Source organism: Schumannella luteola (assembly GCF_013408685.1).
Taxonomy (GTDB): Bacteria; Actinomycetota; Actinomycetes; order Actinomycetales; family Microbacteriaceae; genus Schumannella; species Schumannella luteola.
The window spans coordinates 552,991-570,940 of sequence record NZ_JACBZY010000001.1 but is presented as its reverse complement, the minus strand read 5'-3'; the positions used below and the strand labels follow the sequence as shown (position 1 = coordinate 570,940).

The window sequence follows — 17,950 nt, the reverse complement described above, 5'->3', positions numbered from 1 at the left end:
CGCGTCGACGCGCGCCGGAAGCGCCGCGCCGCGACGCCGCGCGCATCCGCTGTGCTTTCGTCGGCTTCGCGCGCGGCTCTTCCGGCCGATCCGTCGCCCGATCGTCGACGCAACTCAGGAGATCCGTCGTCAGACGGGGCGCTGGCCTCCTCTGCGCGCAGATCTCCTGAGTTACGTCAGGGTCAGGACGCCGCGCCGCCCGATCCGGAGCTGCCCGTACCCGATGCCGTGCCGGAGCTGCCCGTACCCGATGCCGTGCCAGAGCTGCCGGATTCCGCAGCATCCGTCCCCGCGACCTTGCCGGCCCGCGCCCGCACGCCCGACTCGCGGGCGGCGGGGGAGGCGATCGCGGCGATCACGATGAGTCCGACGACGAGCAGCAGCGCGTTGAGCAGTCCGATCGAGTCGCCGATGATGCCGATGACCGGCGGGCCGACGAGGAACGCGAAGTAGCCGACGGTCGCGACCGCGCTCACGCGAGCCGCCGCCTTCTTCGGGTCGTCGGCGGCCGCCGACATCCCGAGCGGGAATCCGAGCGAGGCGCCGATGCCCCAGAGCACGATGCCGACGATCGTCGTGACCGGGTTGTCGATGAGGATGACCGTCACCAGTCCGACGATCGCGAGCACGGCCGAGCCGATCAGCGCGGGCACGCGGCCGATGCGGTTGACGACGATCGTGCCGCCGACACGTCCGATCGTCATCGCGACGGTGAAGATCGTGAACATCGCGGCGCCTTCGGCGTGATCGAGTCCGCGGTCGTCGACCATCGCGAGCGCGAGCCAGTCGTTGGCGCTGCCCTCGGCGAAGGCCATGCCGAGCAGGATGAGACCGATCGCGAGGGTGCGCGGTTCGAGCCAGATCGAGAGGCGGTCGCGCAGAGTCGACTTCTCGGTCGGCTCGCCCGTCGGGTCCTCATGGTGCTTCGGGATGAAGCGCGGCAGGATCAGCCCCGCGATCGCGACGATGACCGCCGCGACGCTGAGGTGCACCGACAGCACGACGTCGAACTGCGCGACGAGCGCGGCCACACCGCCGCCGGTGACGGTGCCGAGGCTCCAGGCGGCGTGCATGAGCGGCAGCAGGGTGCGCTTCTCGCGGTGCTCGATGAGCGATCCCTCGACGTTCATGCCGACGTCGCAGATGGACGAGCTGAAGCCGAAGATCAGCAGGCCGACGAACGCGATCGGGAAGCTGTGCAGCGCCTCGGCGCCGAGCCCGATCACGACGAGGCCGACGGCCTGGATGACGAGGGCCGCGTGCAGCGAGCGGCGTCCGCCCAGCAGGGCGAGCACGTGGCTCGACGAGAGCAGGCCGATGATCGCGCCGGCGCTGAGGCCGGCGATGAGCACGCCCACGCGCGCGGGGTCGATGCCGAGGTCGTCGCGCACGGCGGGGATGCGCGCCACCCAGGTGGCCATCGCGAAGCCGTTCGCCGCGAAGATCGCGAAGGTCGCGTTGCGCCAGGCGGGCACGCGGGGCTTCGCGGTGGTGGATGCGGCGGTGCCGGCGGATGCGGCGGCGCCCGGGTTCGATGCGGCGGTGGGGTCGGTCATGAGCTGCTCCGGCGGAGGTCGTTCTCGGTCGGTGGATCGGAGTGGTCGTGCGGCGGGGGACTCGCCTGCCGTGACTCATCGGATGGTCGGCGCGGGCGGTGCCGCGGTCCGGGTCGTGCTTGTCGAATCGTTTCGATCGAATCGTTTCGAGTACAGTAACAGCCTATGAGCGAAACGGCGACGGGCGGAGCGAGCGGGCGCGACGCGCGCATCCGGCTCAGCGACGTCGCCGCGCGCGCCGGCGTCTCGAATTCGACCGCCTCGCTCGTGCTCAACGGCAGCGGGCCGGCCAGCGCATCCACCCGCCAGCGCGTGCTCGATGCCGCCGCCGAGCTGGGGTACGCCGGCCCCGACCCCCGCGCCCGCGGACTGCGGCAGGGCCGCTCGGGCATCGTCGCGGTCGTGACCGAGGATGCGCTCGGCGACGCCTTCCGCGACCCGATCAACCTCGCCCAGCTCGACGGCCTGGCCGACGGCCTCGGCGACGGAGGGCCCTCGCTGCTGATCATCCCCGGCGCCGCCGACGACCCGGCTCGCGTCAGCTCGTCGCCCTTCGACGCCGCCGTGCTGGTCGGCTGCGGCGTCGGCATCCTCGACACCCTCGAGCTGCTGCGCCGACGCCGCGTGCCGGTGATCGGACTCGAGGCACCGCACGCCGACGGCGTCGCCGCGATCGACCTCGACAACGTGGAGGGCGCGCGCGCCCTCGCCGAGCACCTGCGCGAGCTCGGCCATCACCGCGTCGGCATCGTCACCCTGCCGCTCGGGTCGCGCCGCACGAGCGGCCCGCTCACGCCCGAGCTCGAGGCGGCCGCTACGGCGCCGTCGACGAGCGAGCGTCTCGACGGGGTGCGGCAGGTGTTCCCGGACGCGCCGGGCTGGATCGCGAGCGCCAGCTCGATCGCCGCGGGGTACGAGGCGGGGGCGGCGCTGCTCGACGGGCGCGGTGCCGAGGGAGTGACCGACGCGGACGGCGCGACGCTCGCCGACGACGCGACTGGCGCGGACGGCGCGAAAGCTGCATCCACTCGCCCGACCGCGATCCTCGCCCAGAGCGACCTCATCGCGATCGGCGTGATCCGAGCCGCGGAGGAGCGCGGGCTCCGCGTGCCCGACGATCTCAGCGTGACCGGCTTCGATGGCATCCGCGTCGACGGGCTCACCGATCACGACCTGACGACGATGGTGCAGCCGGCGCGCGCGAAGGGAGAGGCGGCCGGACGCGCGGTGCTCGCCGCGCTCGCCGACCCCGAAGCGCCCGCGCCGGATCCGGTGCTCTTCCGCACGACGCTGCACCGCGGCGCCACCACGGCGCGCGCGGGAGCCTGACCGCGCGTCGGGGCGTCCGATCGGGTGGCGGACTCGTCGTCGGCGAGCCGCAGCGAGCTCTTCACCCCGAGCCCGGTCTGCTCGGGCTCGCAATTCAGGATCCGGAGCTTCGCAATTCAGGATCCGGCGGCGAAGGGGCCCGAAAACATGGTCGGATCGGCGGCTGATCCTGAATGAGGTCGGTTCGGATCCTGAATTGCGAGGGGGAGCGGGTGTCCGCGGTGGAGGATCGGGGCGAAGACGGGGCGGGTGAGGGGGAGAAGGCGAGGCTGGACCGCATGCCGCCCGGCGCCCTCAGGCGTGGCCGAGCCGCACCCATCCGCCGCCGCGGATGCGCCAGCCGAGCGTCGCGAGCCGGGCGAGCATGTAGCCGACCTGCAGGGTCAGCTGCACGCCGACGACCGCGCCGGCAGCGGAGAGCGGCAGCACGGTGACGAGCACGAGCAGCGGGATCGCGACGACCAGGTTGAGCAGGCCCGCGAGCGCGAGGTAGCGGCCGTCGCCGGCGCCGATGAGGATGCCGTCGAGCGCGAACACGGCGCCCGCGAACGGCAGGCCCACCGCCATCGCGAGCAGCCCGCCGGGGATCGCCGCGAGCACCTCTGCGTCGCTCGTGAAGACCCGGCCGAGCACCGGGCTGACCGCCGCGATGAGGATGCCGAAGCCCAGCCCGCCGACGACCGACAGCTCGATCAGGCGGCGCAGGATCGCGCGCGCTCGCGCCTCGTCCGACGCCCCGAGCGCGTGCCCGATCATGGCCTGCCCGGCGATCGCCAGCGCATCCAGGGCGAGCGCGATGATGCTGAACAGCGTCGCCAGCACCTGCGTCGCGGCGAGCGCCGTCGTGCCGTGCGCGGTCGCGGCGACGACCGTGCCGACGATCGCGATGCGCAGCGACAGCGTGCGCAGGAACAGCCAGCCGCCGGCGCTCGCCGAGGCGAGCACACCGCCCCGCCCGGGCAGCAGCGGCACGCCGACGCGCCGCGCGTGCTTGGCCGCGATCACGACGCAGGCGATCGCCATGCCGAGCTGCGCCAGCACCGTTCCGACCGCCGAGCCGACGAGGCCCCAGCCGACGCCGTAGATCAGCAGCGCGTTGAGCAGCGCGTTCGCGCCGAAGCCCGCGACGGCGATCACGAGCGGCGTGCGCGTGTCCTGCAGCCCGCGGAAGAGCCCGGTCGCCGCGACCACCACGAGCATCGGCGGCAGACCCCAGACGGCGACGCGCAGATAGGTGGATGCGGCGCTCGCCACGGTCGGATCGGCCCCGAACCAGCCGGTCACCGCATCCGCCCCTACGCTGCCGAGCACGACCAGTGCGACGCCGACGCCGAGCGCCAGCCAGAGCCCGTCGATGCCGGCGCGGAGGGCGCCCGGCTCGTCGCCCGCGCCGAGCCGCCGCGCGACGGCGGGCGTGGTCGCGTAGGCGAGGAAGACGAGCAGGCCGACCGCAGTCTGCAGCACGGTTCCGGCGAGGCCCAGCGCGGCGAGAGGCGTCGCGCCGAGGTGCCCGACGAGCGCGGTGTCGGTCGCGAGGAACAGCGGCTCGGCCACGAGCGCGCCGAGCGCCGGGATCGAGAGGCGCCCGATCTCGCGGTCGTGCGGGGTGCGCAGCGCGAGGAGGCGTCGTCGCGGGTCCGGGCTGTTCACGCATCCACGCTAGGCCCGCCCGGCGACACCGCTGCGTCGGCCGCGCACGGCGTCGCGCAGGGAAACTCCTGGGCGGCGTGACGGTCGGCACGGCTAGCGTGGCCGCATGACCGACGCCGCGCTGCCCTCGGGGATCGAGCTCGAGGAGCTCGACCCCGCCACCCGCCCGCAAGACGACCTCTTCCGTCACGTGAACGGCCGGTGGCTCGACCGCACCGAGATCCCCAGCGACAAGGCGCGCTACGGCACCTTCTACCAGCTGGCCGAGCAGGCCGAGGAGTCGGTGCGCGACATCATCCAGGAGGCCGCGCAGGCCGAGCCGGGCACCGAGCACCGCAAGTTCGGCGACCTGTTCACGAGCTTCCTCGACACCGACCGCATCGAGGCGCTCGGCGTCGAGCCGATCCGCCCGCTGCTGGCGGAGGTCGCCGACATCGCCGGCATCGCGGCGTTCCTTCCGGCCCTCGGCCGCTTCGAGCGCGGAGGAGTCGGCGGCGTGCTCGGCGCCTACGTCGACAACGATCCGGGCGACCCGTCGCGCTACGTCGTGAACCTCGTGCAGTCGGGGCTCGGGCTGCCCGATGAGAGCTACTACCGCGAGGCGAAGTTCGCCGAGCTGCGCGAGAAGTACGTCGCGTTCCTCGAGCGCATCCTGGGTCTCGCCGGGCTCGACGGCGACGGTGAGCACAGCGCCGCCGCGCGCGCCGCCCGCATCCTCGCGCTCGAGACCGACCTCGCCGCCGCGCACTGGGACAAGGTCGCCAGCCGCGACGCCGAGAAGACCTACAACCTGCGCACCTGGGCCGAGCTCGAGCAGGCCGCGCCCGGCGCCGACCTGGCCGGCTGGCTGCACGGACTCGACGCGCCCGACGCCGCCTTCGCCGAGGTCGTGCTGCACCAGCCGAGCTACCTCGAGGCGCTGCCCGCCCTGCTCGTCGCCGACCGTCTCGACGCCTGGAAGGACTGGCTCGGCTGGCAGATCGTGCGCGCCTTCGCGCCGTACCTGTCGACCGAGGTCGTGCAGGCGAACTTCGACTTCTACGGCACGGCGCTCACCGGCGCCCCCGAGATCCGCGCCCGCTGGAAGCGCGGCGTCAGCTTCGTCGAGGGCGCGATGGGCGAGGCCGTGGGCAAGGTCTACGTCGACCGGCACTTCCCGCCGACGGCGAAGCAGGGCATGGATGCGCTCGTCGCGAAGCTCGTCGAGGCCTACCGCGACAGCATCCAGAACCTCGAGTGGATGACCCCCGCGACCCGCGAGCGCGCTCTCGAGAAGCTGGAGAAGTTCACGCCGAAGATCGGCTTCCCCGACCGCTGGCGCGACTACTCGAGCCTCGAGGTCTCGGCGGATGACCTGATCGGCAACGTGCGGGCCGCGAACGAGTTCGAGTTCCAGCGCGAGCTCGGCAAGATCGGCAAGCCGCTCGACCGCGACGAGTGGTTCATGACGCCGCAGACGATCAACGCGTACTACAACCCCGGGTTCAACGAGATCGTGTTCCCGGCGGCGATCCTGCAGTACCCCTTCTTCGACGAGACGCGGGATGCGGCGGCCAACTACGGCGCGATCGGCGCCGTCATCGGCCACGAGATCGGACACGGATTCGACGACCAGGGCTCGCGCTTCGACGGCGACGGCCGCCTCACCGACTGGTGGACGGCCGAGGACCGCGCCGCGTTCGAGCAGCGCACGGGCTCGCTCATCGCGCAGTACGACGCGCTCGTGCCGCCGCAGCTCGCGGGCGACGCGGCGGGCTCCAGCGACGGGGCGGACGCGGCCGACGGCGACGCCGCCGAGACCAACCACGTCAACGGCGCTCTCACGATCGGCGAGAACATCGGCGACCTCGGCGGGCTCGGCATCGCCTGGAAGGCCTACCTGCTCTCGCTCGACGGCCAGCAGCCTCCGGTCATCGACGGACTCACCGGTGCGCAGCGCTTCTTCCTCAGCTGGTCGCAGGCCTGGCGCACGAAGCTGCGCGACGCGGAGGCGCTGCGCCTGCTGTCGATCGATCCGCATTCGCCCGCGGAGTTCCGCTGCAACCAGATCGTCCGTAACATCGACGTGTTCTACTCGGCTTTCGACGTCACGTCGGATGACGACCTCTGGCTGGACCCGGAAGACAGAGTCACGATTTGGTAGACACGGTTGCCGCTCGCGGGCGGCGGGAGCGCTCTCGCGCCCGTCGTGCGCCGCGGCACCGTGCCCCCGTGGCCGCCGAGAACTTCATCGGCACCTTCACCGGCCTCGGCGATCTCGCCTACGAGGGCGCCCGCGTCTCGGCGTCGGTCGTCGACCTCGACAGCGGGCGTCCGCTGGTCGCGATCGACGACCGCATCGTGCTGCCGACGGCCGGCATCGGCAAGGTGCTGCTCCTCATCGAGGTGTCGGCCCGGCTGACGCAGCGCGACTTCTCGGGCTACGGCATCCTCGACAAGAGCCACAAGGATGCCGTCGGCGGCCGCGGCGTCTGGCAGCACCTGCAGGCCCCGTCGCTTCCGGTCGCCGACCTCGCGTCGCTCGTCGGCGCGACCAGCGACAACGTCGCCACGAACGCCCTGCTGCGCGAGGTCGGCCTGCCGGCCGTGCGGCGTCGCGCCGAGGCGCTCGGCCTGTCGCGCACGGCGATGCTCGACATCGTGCGGGCGACGCGCGGGCCGGATGACGCGCCCCAGCTCTCCGTCGGCTCGACCGCCGAGCTCGCCGGCCTCTTCGGCGCCCTCGCGCGCGGCGAGGTCGTCGACTCGCTGACGTCGTCGCGGGTGCTCGGCTGGCTCTCGCTCGGCAGCGACTTCTCGATGGTCGCGAGCGCCTTCGGCCTCGATCCGCTGGCGCACCGCGCGACGGATCACGGCATCCTGCTCGTCAACAAGACCGGAGTGGACGAGGGCGTGCGCGCCGAGGTCGGCGTGCTGCGCGGGCCGCGCACGGCGGTCTGCTACTCGGTGACGATCCAGTTCAACGACGCCAACGTGTGGTCGCGCCTGCGCGTGCTCGACACGATGCGCACGATCGGCTTCGACCTGCTCGAGTACGTGCACTGACGCTGCCCGGCTGGCCCGCGGTCGGCGTCACGGCGCCGCGGGTGTACGCGGTTTCGGATGGACGAGGATCCGACCGTCGTCGAGCCCCGGCAGGGCCCTCTATCCGAAACCGGATACCGCGTTCCCCGTTCCGCCGGGCGGATGCGGCGGACGGCCGGGGCGCCCCTACGCCCGGCGGGCGAGGAACGCGCGCAGCTGACGCAGGCTCAGGCCCGGCAGATAGCAGCCCGCGATGGCGAGTCCGAGAGCGGGCAGGCCCGCCGCATCCTGGTAGCTCAGGTGCATGGTGCGCTCGGCGGCGCCGAACTTGCGCTTGAAGCGCAGCAGCGAGCGGAAGCCGTACATCGGCTCGAGCGTGCGCGCGACGAGCCCGAGCACCGCGCCGAGCACCGGGGCTCCCGCCTCGTCGGGGGAGGACGCGAGGGGCGAGCCCGACAGGCTCACCTCGGTGACGCCCGACTCGCGGAAGTGCGTGACCGCCTCGGCGATGAGGAACTCCATGACGCCGTTCGGGCTCTCGGGGGCGCGGCGCATGACGTCGAGCGTGCGTCCGGTGATGATGCCGTTCGAGCGCACCGGCAGCCAGCTGGTGACGCCGAGCACCGCATCCTCATTATCGAGCGCGACGCCGAGCAGAACATCGGGGTCGCGCATCTCGTCGACGCCGCCGAGCGTGAAGCCGAGCTCGGGCAGGTCCTTCTCGGCGACCCACTCCTCGGAGAGGGCGTCGATGCGCGAGGCGATCGGCAGCGGCAGCTCGGCCCACGTCGACCAGTTCACGCGCAGGCCGGTGCGGGCGGCGCGGTTGACCGAGGTGCGCACGTCGTTCATCTTCTTGCCGGCGGTCGTGAACACGGCCGGGTCGATCACGGCCTCCTCGGCGACGGGCATCGAGTGCCAGCCGCGGCGGGCGAGCACGGCGCGCCAGTCGTCGTGGATGGAGTAGAACGCGGGCGTCCACGCCTGCGCGTCGCAGTGCGCGAGGAATCCGGCGATCACGGCATCCCGGTGCGCGTCGTCCTGCACGGCGCCGAGCGGATCGGAGAGCGTGACGGCGTGCCCGGCGACGACGCGGTAGGCGATGCCGGTGGCGCCGTCGGGCGCGACCCAGAGCCGGTTGCCGGCCCAGGTCGACATGAAGCCGAGCGAGCCGGACCCGGCGGCGAGCAGGGAGCGGATGCGGTCGGCGTCCGTCGCCTCGACCGGCAGGCCGCGGCGTCCGGTGAGCAGGAGCAGCAGCGCGAGCACGACGACCACCCAGAACAGCGGCCCGACGCCCGAGTAGACGAGGTGCCCGAGCGGGGAGTGCGGCAGCAGGCTGGGCCGGTCGTGGCGCAGGAAGAGCGCGGGCACGAAACGGTCGGGCAGCTCCTGCAGAACGCGCAGCACGGTCGGATGCGGACGGAACGCGCCCGGTACCGTCACCGCGACGAGCGCGAACAGCCCGGCGCTGACGACGAATCCGCCGACCACGAGGCCGACGCTGCGCAGCACACGCCGCCGGTCGGTGGCGACCGGGAACACGCGCAGGTTGAGCAGCAGGCCGACGGCGAGCAGCGCGGGCACGACCGTGCTGATCGCGCGCCAGACGTCGAGTTCCCAGAGGTGGCTGGCACCCGCATCCCGGCCCCAGTCGGGGTCGGTCGCCGGCAGCACGCCGAAGTAGACGAAGCCGGCGACCGCGGCGGCGGCGCAGGCGAGCGCGAGCACGACGGCGGCGATGCGGCGGCCGGCGACGAGTCCGCGCGCGGCGATGAGCATGAGCGCGAGCGGCAGCAGCGAGACGAGCATCGGGCCGGGGCCGACGACGCGCACGCTGGCCAGCTCGCTGAGCCCGTCGCCGAAGTCGTCGAGGTCGCGCGGATGCAGCGGCCCGAGGTCGGCGACGGCGATGCCGAGCGGCGAGAGCACGCCGTAGCGGGTCGCGACGAGCACGGTCAGCAGGGGACCGAAGGCGAGCACGACCGTCGCGAGGGCGAACAGCGTGCGGGTCTCGTGGCGCGAGCGGCGCTGGCGCGGGCGGGCGCCCTGCACCAGCCGCCCGCCGAGCAGGCCGAGCAGCACGGCCGCGAGCAGCCCGATCGCCGCGGGCTGACCCGAGTAGAGCAGCACCGCCGCGGTCGCCGCGATCAGCAGCACGCGCACGCGGCCCGACCAGCGGGCGCTCGCGACCGAGGTGGCCCACGCCGTCGCGCCGAGCAGAGGGATGAGCGGGTCGAGCGCGATTCCGCGGGCGGCCCATGACGACCAGGAGCCGTGCATCCAGAGTCCGCTGAGGGCGACGCCCAGGCCGAGCGCGGTCGCCGGGATGCCGGTCGCGAGCAGCGCGACGAGGGCCCGACGGGTGCCGAGGGCGCGCTCCGCCCAGCCGAGGCCGAGGATCGCGACGGCGAGCGCGACCGCGAACTGGTGGGCGTCGCCGATGACCGAGAGCGCGGCGGTCCACGCCCACCAGGGCGCCGGCCGGTCGCCGTCGAAGACCTGGTCGATGCCGGCGCTGAGAGCGTGGTGCGGGCCCGGCAGCGCGGTGATGAGCGCGGCGACGAGCAGCAGCCCGGCGACGACGAGCGTCAGCGGACGCGCGCGCACGGCGTCGGCGATCGCCCCGCGGCTGAGGCGCAGCAGCGGGTGCTGCGGCGGGGTGGATGCGCCGGGTGCGGCGGATCCGCTGGGCGCAGGCGGCACGCCGGCTCCCGTTACCGTTCCCGTGCTCTCGTTCTCGTCGCTCACGCCGCCCCCAGCCCGAGGTGCTGCCCGATGATCGGCAGCCCGTGTCCGACCGACCAGCGTACGGTCGTCCAGTCGTGGGAGGTACCCGGCGAGGTCAGGCGGGTGACCGACATCCCGGCCGCCTTCGCCGCCGCGGCCATCTGCGTGACGCCGGGGCCGTAGCGCGCATCCAGCTCGCCGGAGGAGAAGACGGCGGTCGTGCCGGGGTAGGGCGCGCGGGCGGCGAGCACCGTCATCGGCAGCGCGGCACGGTAGGCGGCCGCGTCGCCGTGGAAGCCGACCGCGATCGTGTTCGCGACACTCGTGTTGAACGGGGCGACCTGACCGGAGATGTCGAGCAGCGAGCCGAAGATCTCGGGGTGCTGCGAGCCGAGCTGGATGGTGCAGGTGCCGCCCTGCGAGAAGCCGCCGAGCGCCCAGGCGCCGTTCGCGTTCTGCACGTCGAGGTGCGTGAGGATCCAGTGCGGAACATCGACGGTCAGGTAGGTCGCCGAGTCGCCGAGCGAGGAGTCGAGGCACATCGGGTTGTTCTCGGGGCGGGAGAGCTGGTCGGGCACGACGATGATCGGCGCGAGTCCGTCGTGGTGGCTGGCGTAGCCGTCGGCGATGCGGCGCAGCCCGCCCGCTTGCACCATGTTGTCGGGCCCGCCGGGCTGGCCGGCGAGCATGATGAGCACCGGCAGCGCGGTCTCGGGTGAGGCGATCGCGCGCGGCGGCAGGTAGACGTAGGCGTGCCGGGCGGCGAAGTGCGAGGTCGTGGCCGGGATGGTGACGGTTCCGATCACGCCGTTGCGCGGCTGATCGTCGGGTGCGGCGACGCTCGTGAGGTCGTCGGCGTCGCCGTCGAGGGGCTCGGTTCCGCCGGGGGCGTGCTGCTGCTGCGCGGCGAGCAGCGAGGCCGGCAGGGGCGCGTCGGCGGCCTTGCCGAGGATCGAGCCGATCGACGGGTACTGGCCGAAGTCGGCGTTGACGCCGAGCGCTCCGACCGTGACGGCGAGGATGACGCCGAGCGAGGCCACGACCCGCCCGGCGGCGGGGGAGAGCACGATCGTGGCGGTGAAGGCGGCGACGCCGGCGAAGGCGGCCGCGACCCAGGCGCGCGAGACCGGGCTGAGTGACACCTCGAGCAGCTGCAGCTGGTCGGAGAGCAGCCAGCAGAGGGTGACGCCGATCCCGGCTCCGAGCGCGGCCGCGGCGAGCACGATGACGGCGCGCAGCGGGCGCGAGGTGCGGCGGCTGCGGATGCCGCGCGCGGAGCGGGGCGTGCCGTCAGCGTGGTCGGAGCCGTCGGAACGGGCCGAGTGGATGCGGCGCCCGCGCAGCGTCAGCGCGACCGCGACGATGAGAGCGAGCACCGCGAGGCCGCCGACGATCCAGGGCAGCGGGCCGTCGATGATGACGACCGATTGCAGCCAGTCGGGCAGGTGGGATCGCAGCCAGGCGCGCATGAGCAGGGTCCGGTTCTCGAGGCGGAGGGGTCAGCGGGTGGTTCCCGAGTCCCCGGGGTGTGTCGTGAGTTGCCCGCTTCCGCGGTATCCGTCGCGCGACAGGCCGCGGAAGTGGGCAACTCGGGAACGGGGAGGTGGGGCGGGGACGGGCGGGTCGGGGCGACGGGGATGCGGCGAGTGAGTCAGAGGGGGGCGGATGCGGATGCGGATGCGGATGCGTCGGCGATGGTGCCGCGCGCCGGCGCGAACACCCAGAGCCGGTAGAGCGCGAAGCGCAGCAGCGTTCCGAGCCCGAGTCCGATGAAGTTCGCCGACAGGTTGTCGGCGAGGGCGGACGTGAAGTGCATCAGGTCGTGGCTGACGAACAGGCACAGCAGCGAGATGCCGCTGCCCAGCAGGCTCGCGACGACGAAGCGCGCGGCCTCGCCGGCGACCGCGGTGCCGGCGCCGCCGCTCGCACCGCTGCCGACGGCCCCTGCCCGCTCGTGGGCGGCGCTGCGCTCGGCGGCACGGGCCCGGCGTTCGGCGCCGAAGGTCCAGAAGCGGTTGCCGATCCAGTTGACCGCGATGGCGAGGCTGACCGAGATCGCCTTGGCCCAGAGAGCGCCGCCGGCGACGTGCGCCGGGTCGAGCACGGTCGCCCGCAGCAGGTTGAACACGCCGATGTCGATCACGAAGCCGACGCCGCCGACCGCGAGGAACGACAGCCCCTGCTTCACGAGCCGGCGCAGCGGAGAGCCGTCGAACCAGGCGGAGAGCGCGCCCAGGGCGCGGCCGGCGCGGGCGGCGTGCTCGGTCGGGTCGACGACCGGCAGGGATGCCGTGACCGGCCCGGCGCCGCGGGAGAGCGTCTCAGACATGCGCGGTCCGCCCGGTCAGGGCGGAGGCCCCCGCCGGCGTCGCACTCGCGACGGCACCCGCGCTCGCGGCGGCACCCGCGCCCGCGGCGGCACCCGCATCCGAACCCGCCTCCGCGCTCTCGGCCTGCGCGAGCTGCGCGATCGCGACGTGAGCGGCCGCGGAATCGGCCGAACCGCCGACCACGACCGTGCGTCGCGCATCCACCCCGGCGCGGTACCGCGCCCAGCGCCCCGGCAGAGCTTCGAGCCCCCACACGGTCACGCGCCACATGGCCTCGAGCACGATGCGGGTGCTCATCTTCGAGGTGCCGAGGGTGCGATCGGCGAAGGTGATCGGCACCTCGACGATGCGCAGCCCGGCCTTGACGGCGTTGAACAGCAGCTCGATCTGGAAGCTGTAGCCGGCGCTCTGCGTGCCCTCCGGCCCGATCTCGCGCAGGGCGGCGGCGCGGTAGGCGCGGTAGCCGCCGGTGACGTCGCGCTGGCGGATGCCGAGGGCGAGCCGGGCGTACGCCGATCCGCCCTTCGAGATGAACCGGCGCGAGAGCGGCCAGCCCTCGACGGCGCCGCCGGTGACCCAGCGCGAGCCGAGCGCGACGTCGGCGCCGCGCTCGAGGGCGTCGAGCAGGCGGGGCAGCTGTTCCGGACGGTGCGAGCCGTCGGCATCCATCTCGACCAGCACGTCGAAGCCGTTGCGCTGACCCCACGAGAACGCGGCCGTGTAGGCGGCGCCGAGACCCTGCTTCGCGGTGCGGTGCAGCACGTGCACGCGCGTGTCGGCGAGCGCGAGGCGGTCGGCGATCATGCCGGTGCCGTCGGGCGAGTCGTCGTCGGCGATGAGGATGTGCGCGGCAGGCACCGCGGTGAGGGTGCGGCGCACGATGTCGGCGATGTTCTCGGCCTCGTCGTAGGTCGGGATGCAGATGAGGGTCGTCATGACGGGTCCTTCTCGAGGCGGATGAGCACGGTGCGGTGCACGGGGATGGTCTGGGTCTCGATGTAGCCGAGACGGTGGAGCTCGGTCAGGTCGGGCGAGCCGCTGCCCTTGACCTCGACGGCCCAGACGACGCGGTGGGCGGCGAGGCGGTCGGCGACGTCGTCGACCGGCCAGACGGAGTCCCAGATGCCGGCCTTCTGGTCGAAGGGGGTGCGCAGGGCGACATCGTCGAGCTGCTTCGTGAGCTGCGGGTAGAGGTGCAGGATCACGCGCGGGCGCTGCGAGGGCTTGACGGTCTGGTCGAAGATCACGGCGTCGCCGGCGGCGGCGTGGGTCGCGAGCGCCTCGGCCGTCTGCCGGAAGTCGGCGCCGCCCTTGCCGTAGGGGGAGCGCTGGGCGAGGTAGGCGGGGGCGGCGGCGCCGAGCAGGGCGACGCCGACGGCGGCGGCCGCGACCACGGCGACGACCCGGCGGGGTGCGCGTCGGGCGGCGAGGGCGCTGAGCATCCGCACTCCGGCGACGGCGCCGAAGGCCATCACGAGGGCGAGCGCGGGCATCGACATCGCCAGGTAGCGCTGGTTGTAGATGGGCTGCGCGACGGCGGAGACGGCGAGCACGATGAGGGTCGGTCCGGCCATCCACACGCCGATCGCGGCGAGACGGTAGCGCTGCTCGCGGTGGACGCGGGCGGCGCCGATCACGGCCAGCGCGACGAGGCCCCAGCCGATGACGGCCACGGGGATCGTGATGAACCACTGCGAGACGAGCACGTTGTCGGGCGTCGCGTAGCCGCGGGCGGCGAGGAAGCCGACCTGGTGGCGCTGGGTGAAGGTGACGATCGCGATGGGAGTGATCGCGGCGAGAACGACGGCGCCGGCGGTGAGCCAGCGGCGCCACGCCGGGCGCGGCACGCGCAGCGCGAGCAGCAGGGCGGCGTGGCCGACGGCGACCATCGCGAGGAAGACGAAGAGGTGGATGGCGAGCACCCAGCCGACGATGTAGAGCACCCACAGCGCGCGGGTGCGACGGCGGGCGCGGTCGGGAGCCCCGGCTGCGCGCATCCGGCTGTCGCGTCGGCCGAGGATCGCGACCAGCAGCACCGTCAGCCAGACCGCGGCGGCGACGCCGAAGGCGTAGGAGCGGCCCTCGATCGCCAGGCGGCTGAACTCGGGGATGATCGCGAGCATCGCCCCGGCCGTGACGCCGACGGCGGAGCCGAACAGCTTGCGGCCGAGCACCACGACGCCGGCGACCGCGACGGCCGAGACGACGACGCTGGGGAGGCGCACGGCGAACTCGCTGTCGCCGACGAGGCCGATCCAGAAGTGCACCAGCAGGTAGTAGAGCCCGTGCACGGCGTCGATGGCCGTGAGCTCGCTCAGGAGGCTCGGGATGCTGCGCTGCGCCGACATGACGCTCGCCGCCTCGTCGCCCCAGAACGACGGGGTGCCCGAGTGCCACAGCCCGACGGCGAGGGCGCCGGCCGCGACGGCGAGCGGCGCGGCGGCGCGCGAGGTGAGGATGCGGGCGGCGAGGATGCGGGCGGTGAGGATGCGGGCGGCGAGACGCACGCGTGAGCGATTCGCGTCGGTCTCGCCGCCCGCGGGGACGGCGACCGGCGCCGTGCCCGGGAGCACGCGGGCGGCGGCGCGGGCGGCGTCGGCAGGGGATGCCGTTCCGCTCGGGTCGGAGCCCACGATCGGGGTGTTCACGGTGCTGGTCACGACGGCGATGCTGTGACCGTCGTCTGGGTCTCGCCTTCGGTGAGCGGCCCTCGCGCCTGAGAGGGCTGACAGGAAATCCCGGGCCCCTGCAATCCCGGGGCAGGGCTCTCTGAGAGCTCGTTCACGAACCGGCTCGCGGGGCGCATCCGACCCTCGCATCGCGCCTCCGGTCGGCGAAGATGAGGGCATGAGGATGCTCGTGGTCGACGACGAGGCCGAGATGGCCGAGCTGCTCGCGCGCGGGCTCGGGGCCGAGGGGCACGACGTCGTCGTCGCGCACGACGGCATCGGCGCACTCGCGGCGCTCGCCGAGGGCGGCGTCGAGTTCGCCGTGCTCGACGTCAACCTGCCCGGCATGTCGGGCTTCGAGCTGTGCCGCCGGGTCAAGGAGGTCGACCCGTCGATCGCGGTCGTGCTGCTGACGGCGCGGGATGCGGTCGACGACCGGGTGCGCGGCCTCGACTCGGGCGCCGACGACTACCTCACCAAGCCCTTCGCCTTCGCCGAGCTGGCGGCCCGCATCCGCGCCGTGCGCCGCCGCGACGCGCTCGCGACGCCGGTGCGGCTCGAGGTCGGCGACGTCGTGCTCGACCTGCCTCGGCTGCGCGTGCAGGTCTCCGGAACCGAGCTGCGGCTGAGCCGCACCGAGTTCGACGTGCTGCGCACCCTCGCCGGCCGCGCCGGCGAGACCGTGACCCGTGCCGAGCTGCTCGCCGAGGTCTGGGACGCCGACGGGCACATCGATCCGAACGTCGTCGACCAGTACGTCTCCTACCTGCGGCGCAAGCTGTCGGCGGCCGGGGCGGGCATCCGCATCCAGACCGTGCGCGGGGTCGGGTTCACGGTGTCGGCGGAGTCGCCGGAGCCGGTGTGAGCGAGTCGCGCGACGGGAACGGATCGGGCGGGTCGGGCGCCGGCGGTGTCGACGCCGCGCTCGCCGCGCCGGGCGCCCCCGGCCCCGCATCCGCCCCGCTCGCTCCTCCCCGGCTGAAGCCGCGCCGGCGTCGCCGCCGGGTGACGATCCGCGCCCGCATCGCCCTCGGCTCGCTGCTCATCGCCGTGCTCATCGCGGTTCCCGCGGCGCTGCTGATCGACGCGCAGCTGCAGCACATCGTGCGGCTCGGCACCGCCGATGGGCTGGCGGGGGATGCGGGCGAGTACGTCGACGACATCGAGTCGGGTGACACCGCGCTCGAGAAGCCGCCCGTCTGGCAGTGGGTGGCCGTGGTGCGGCCCGACGGCAGCACCGCGATCTCGAGCCTGCCGAAGCCGCTGCGCCCCCTGCTGCCCGACCTCGTGCACGACGACGCGGATGACGTGACCCGCGACGGCGGCGTGCGCGAGACCCGGGTGGACGACACCTCCTATGTGACGCTCGCCCTGACCGCCGACGGCACGGGCGGCACCTGGACGATCGTCGCCGCCGACGACACCTCGAGCGAGGATGCCGAGCTCGGCCCGATGCGCCTGCTGCTGCTGGCGATCGTGATCGTGCTCGTCGCGGGTGTCGGCGCGACAGGCTGGCTGCTCACGCGGTTCTCGCTGCGCCCGGTGCAGGATCTGCAGCAGACCGCCGAACGGCTCAGCGTCGGCCGCAGCGGCGAGCTGCTGCCGGTCGGCGCCGTCGACGATGAGATCTCGCGGCTCGCTCGCACCCTCAACCGGCTGATCGAGCGGATGCGCGCCGCCACCAATCGTGAACGTCAGCTCGTCTCCGACGCGAGCCACGAGCTGCGCACCCCCGTCGCGGTACTGCGCACCCGGCTCGAGCTGGCGGCGACGGCTGATGTCGACGCTGCGACGCTGCGCCGCGACCTCGAGGCGGCTCAGCGCGACGCCGAGCGGCTGAGCACGCTCGTGACCTCGCTGCTCGAGCTGTCGACGATCGAGGCGCGCGGCGACCAGCCGCGTGGCGCCGTGCACGCGACGATCGGCGACCTGCACGACGAGGTGGCGGCCGCCGTCGACCGGGCCGCGTTCCGGGCGAGCACGGTCGAGGTGGATGTGGCGCTCGACTCCGCCGTCGAACCCGCCGTCTCGCCGCGGGCGACCGTCGCCCTCGCCGCGGAGGACGCGGGGCGCATCGTCGACAACCTCGTCGGCAACGCGGTGCGGGCGCTCGAGGAGCGGGCGGGGGTGTCGGGCGGTGCGCCCGGCGGCGCGCCCGCGGGCGATCCGAGCTCGCCGGGCGAGCCCCAGCGCATCCTCGTCGCCCTCGCCGTCGGCCCCGAACGCGCCGAGCTGCGGGTCGTCGATCAGGCGGGCGGGCTTCCGCCCGAGCTCGAGCGCAGCGCCCTGCAGCGCTTCACCCGCGGCCCGAAGGCGCGCTCGGGAACCGGCGCCGGCCTCGGCCTGCCGATCGTCGCCGCGCTCGTGTCGGCGGCCTCGGGAGAGCTGCGGCTCGACAGTCGGCGCGGCGAAGGGCTGACGGTCGTCGTGACCCTGCCGGTCACGGCGCCCGAGTAGCGCGGTCCGCGACGTACCCCGCGAGGGATCGGACCGTCGGCTGTCCGACTCTTGTCGGCTGACGCGCCCTCCTGCTAGCGTCGTCCGCACGAGCGGATGAATCGTTTCAAAAGGTCGACCACCACCCCCGACCGCGACGACCGAGCCGCTTCCTCGGCGTGCGCGACGATGCGCCCGCGACCCGATCGACGATGATTGGAACTCC

12 protein-coding genes are annotated in these 17,950 nt (G+C 73.7%); 5 read left to right on the top strand and 7 right to left on the bottom strand.

Annotated features, from left to right (window positions below; genetic code table 11):
• Positions 1–182: 182 nt before the first annotated feature.
• Positions 183–1,556, bottom strand: coding sequence for an MFS transporter (locus tag BJ979_RS02620; RefSeq protein ID WP_179564899.1), 1,374 nt, complete (start codon positions 1,554–1,556; stop codon positions 183–185).
• 165 nt (positions 1,557–1,721) lie between these two features.
• Here BJ979_RS02620 and BJ979_RS02615 point away from each other — a divergent pair, with 165 nt between their 5' ends.
• Complete coding sequence (locus tag BJ979_RS02615) at positions 1,722–2,885, top strand: LacI family DNA-binding transcriptional regulator (RefSeq protein WP_179564897.1); 1,164 nt, start codon at positions 1,722–1,724, stop codon at positions 2,883–2,885.
• Positions 2,886–3,179: 294 nt separating this feature from the next.
• Here BJ979_RS02615 and BJ979_RS02610 read toward each other — a convergent pair whose 3' ends face one another.
• The gene (locus BJ979_RS02610) at positions 3,180–4,535 is read right to left on the bottom strand and encodes an MATE family efflux transporter (RefSeq protein WP_343046573.1); all 1,356 of its coding nucleotides are present in this window, start codon (positions 4,533–4,535) and stop codon (positions 3,180–3,182) included.
• Positions 4,536–4,641: 106 nt separating this feature from the next.
• Here BJ979_RS02610 and BJ979_RS02605 point away from each other — a divergent pair, with 106 nt between their 5' ends.
• Positions 4,642–6,678 carry a M13 family metallopeptidase gene (locus BJ979_RS02605; RefSeq protein WP_179564895.1) on the top strand — a complete coding sequence of 679 codons (2,037 nt, stop codon included), beginning with the start codon at positions 4,642–4,644 and terminating at the stop codon, positions 6,676–6,678.
• Between the two features lie 68 nt (positions 6,679–6,746).
• Positions 6,747–7,580: a serine hydrolase gene (locus BJ979_RS02600; protein ID WP_343046572.1), complete on the top strand. Its 834-nt coding sequence runs from the start codon at positions 6,747–6,749 to the stop codon at positions 7,578–7,580.
• A gap of 165 nt (positions 7,581–7,745) precedes the next feature.
• On the opposite strand, the gene BJ979_RS18050 is transcribed toward BJ979_RS02600, so the two are convergent.
• The 5 genes from BJ979_RS18050 to BJ979_RS02575 form a co-directional block, all read right to left on the bottom strand.
• Entirely contained in the window at positions 7,746–10,310 is a 2,565-nt protein-coding gene (locus BJ979_RS18050) for a bifunctional lysylphosphatidylglycerol flippase/synthetase MprF (RefSeq protein WP_179564891.1), read from the bottom strand.
• Positions 10,307–11,758 (bottom strand): alpha/beta hydrolase, encoded by a 1,452-nt coding sequence (locus BJ979_RS02590; protein WP_179564889.1) that lies wholly within the window; start codon positions 11,756–11,758, stop codon positions 10,307–10,309. The genes BJ979_RS18050 and BJ979_RS02590 overlap by 4 nt, the downstream gene beginning before the upstream one ends.
• A gap of 182 nt (positions 11,759–11,940) precedes the next feature.
• Positions 11,941–12,618, bottom strand: coding sequence for a GtrA family protein (locus tag BJ979_RS02585; RefSeq protein ID WP_179564887.1), 678 nt, complete (start codon positions 12,616–12,618; stop codon positions 11,941–11,943).
• The gene (locus BJ979_RS02580; protein ID WP_179564885.1) at positions 12,611–13,555 is read right to left on the bottom strand and encodes a glycosyltransferase; all 945 of its coding nucleotides are present in this window, start codon (positions 13,553–13,555) and stop codon (positions 12,611–12,613) included. Before BJ979_RS02580 ends, BJ979_RS02585 begins: the two co-directional genes overlap by 8 nt.
• On the bottom strand, positions 13,552–15,279 hold the full coding sequence (locus BJ979_RS02575; RefSeq protein WP_179564883.1) for a glycosyltransferase family 39 protein: 1,728 nt from the start codon (positions 15,277–15,279) through the stop codon (positions 13,552–13,554). Before BJ979_RS02575 ends, BJ979_RS02580 begins: the two co-directional genes overlap by 4 nt.
• A 187-nt stretch (positions 15,280–15,466) precedes the next feature.
• Between BJ979_RS02575 and BJ979_RS02570 the strand changes: the two genes are divergently transcribed.
• Both BJ979_RS02570 and BJ979_RS18045 read left to right on the top strand, forming a co-directional pair.
• Positions 15,467–16,153 carry a response regulator transcription factor gene (locus BJ979_RS02570; RefSeq protein ID WP_179564881.1) on the top strand — a complete coding sequence of 229 codons (687 nt, stop codon included), beginning with the start codon at positions 15,467–15,469 and terminating at the stop codon, positions 16,151–16,153.
• Complete coding sequence (locus BJ979_RS18045; RefSeq protein WP_179564879.1) at positions 16,150–17,745, top strand: ATP-binding protein; 1,596 nt, start codon at positions 16,150–16,152, stop codon at positions 17,743–17,745. Before BJ979_RS02570 ends, BJ979_RS18045 begins: the two co-directional genes overlap by 4 nt.
• The last annotated feature ends 205 nt before the right edge of the window (positions 17,746–17,950 follow it).

What these genes read in the sequence shown, in the direction of transcription:
- BJ979_RS02620 (WP_179564899.1), bottom strand. Translation starts at nt 1,556, where the DNA reads ATGACCGACCCCACCGCCGCATCGAACCCGGGCGCCGCCGCATCCGCC.
- BJ979_RS02615 (WP_179564897.1), top strand. Translation starts at nt 1,722, where the DNA reads ATGAGCGAAACGGCGACGGGCGGAGCGAGCGGGCGCGACGCGCGCATC.
- BJ979_RS02605 (WP_179564895.1), top strand. Translation starts at nt 4,642, where the DNA reads ATGACCGACGCCGCGCTGCCCTCGGGGATCGAGCTCGAGGAGCTCGAC.
- BJ979_RS02590 (WP_179564889.1), bottom strand. Translation starts at nt 11,758, where the DNA reads ATGCGCGCCTGGCTGCGATCCCACCTGCCCGACTGGCTGCAATCGGTC.
- BJ979_RS02585 (WP_179564887.1), bottom strand. Translation starts at nt 12,618, where the DNA reads ATGTCTGAGACGCTCTCCCGCGGCGCCGGGCCGGTCACGGCATCCCTG.
- BJ979_RS02580 (WP_179564885.1), bottom strand. Translation starts at nt 13,555, where the DNA reads ATGACGACCCTCATCTGCATCCCGACCTACGACGAGGCCGAGAACATC.
- BJ979_RS02570 (WP_179564881.1), top strand. Translation starts at nt 15,467, where the DNA reads ATGAGGATGCTCGTGGTCGACGACGAGGCCGAGATGGCCGAGCTGCTC.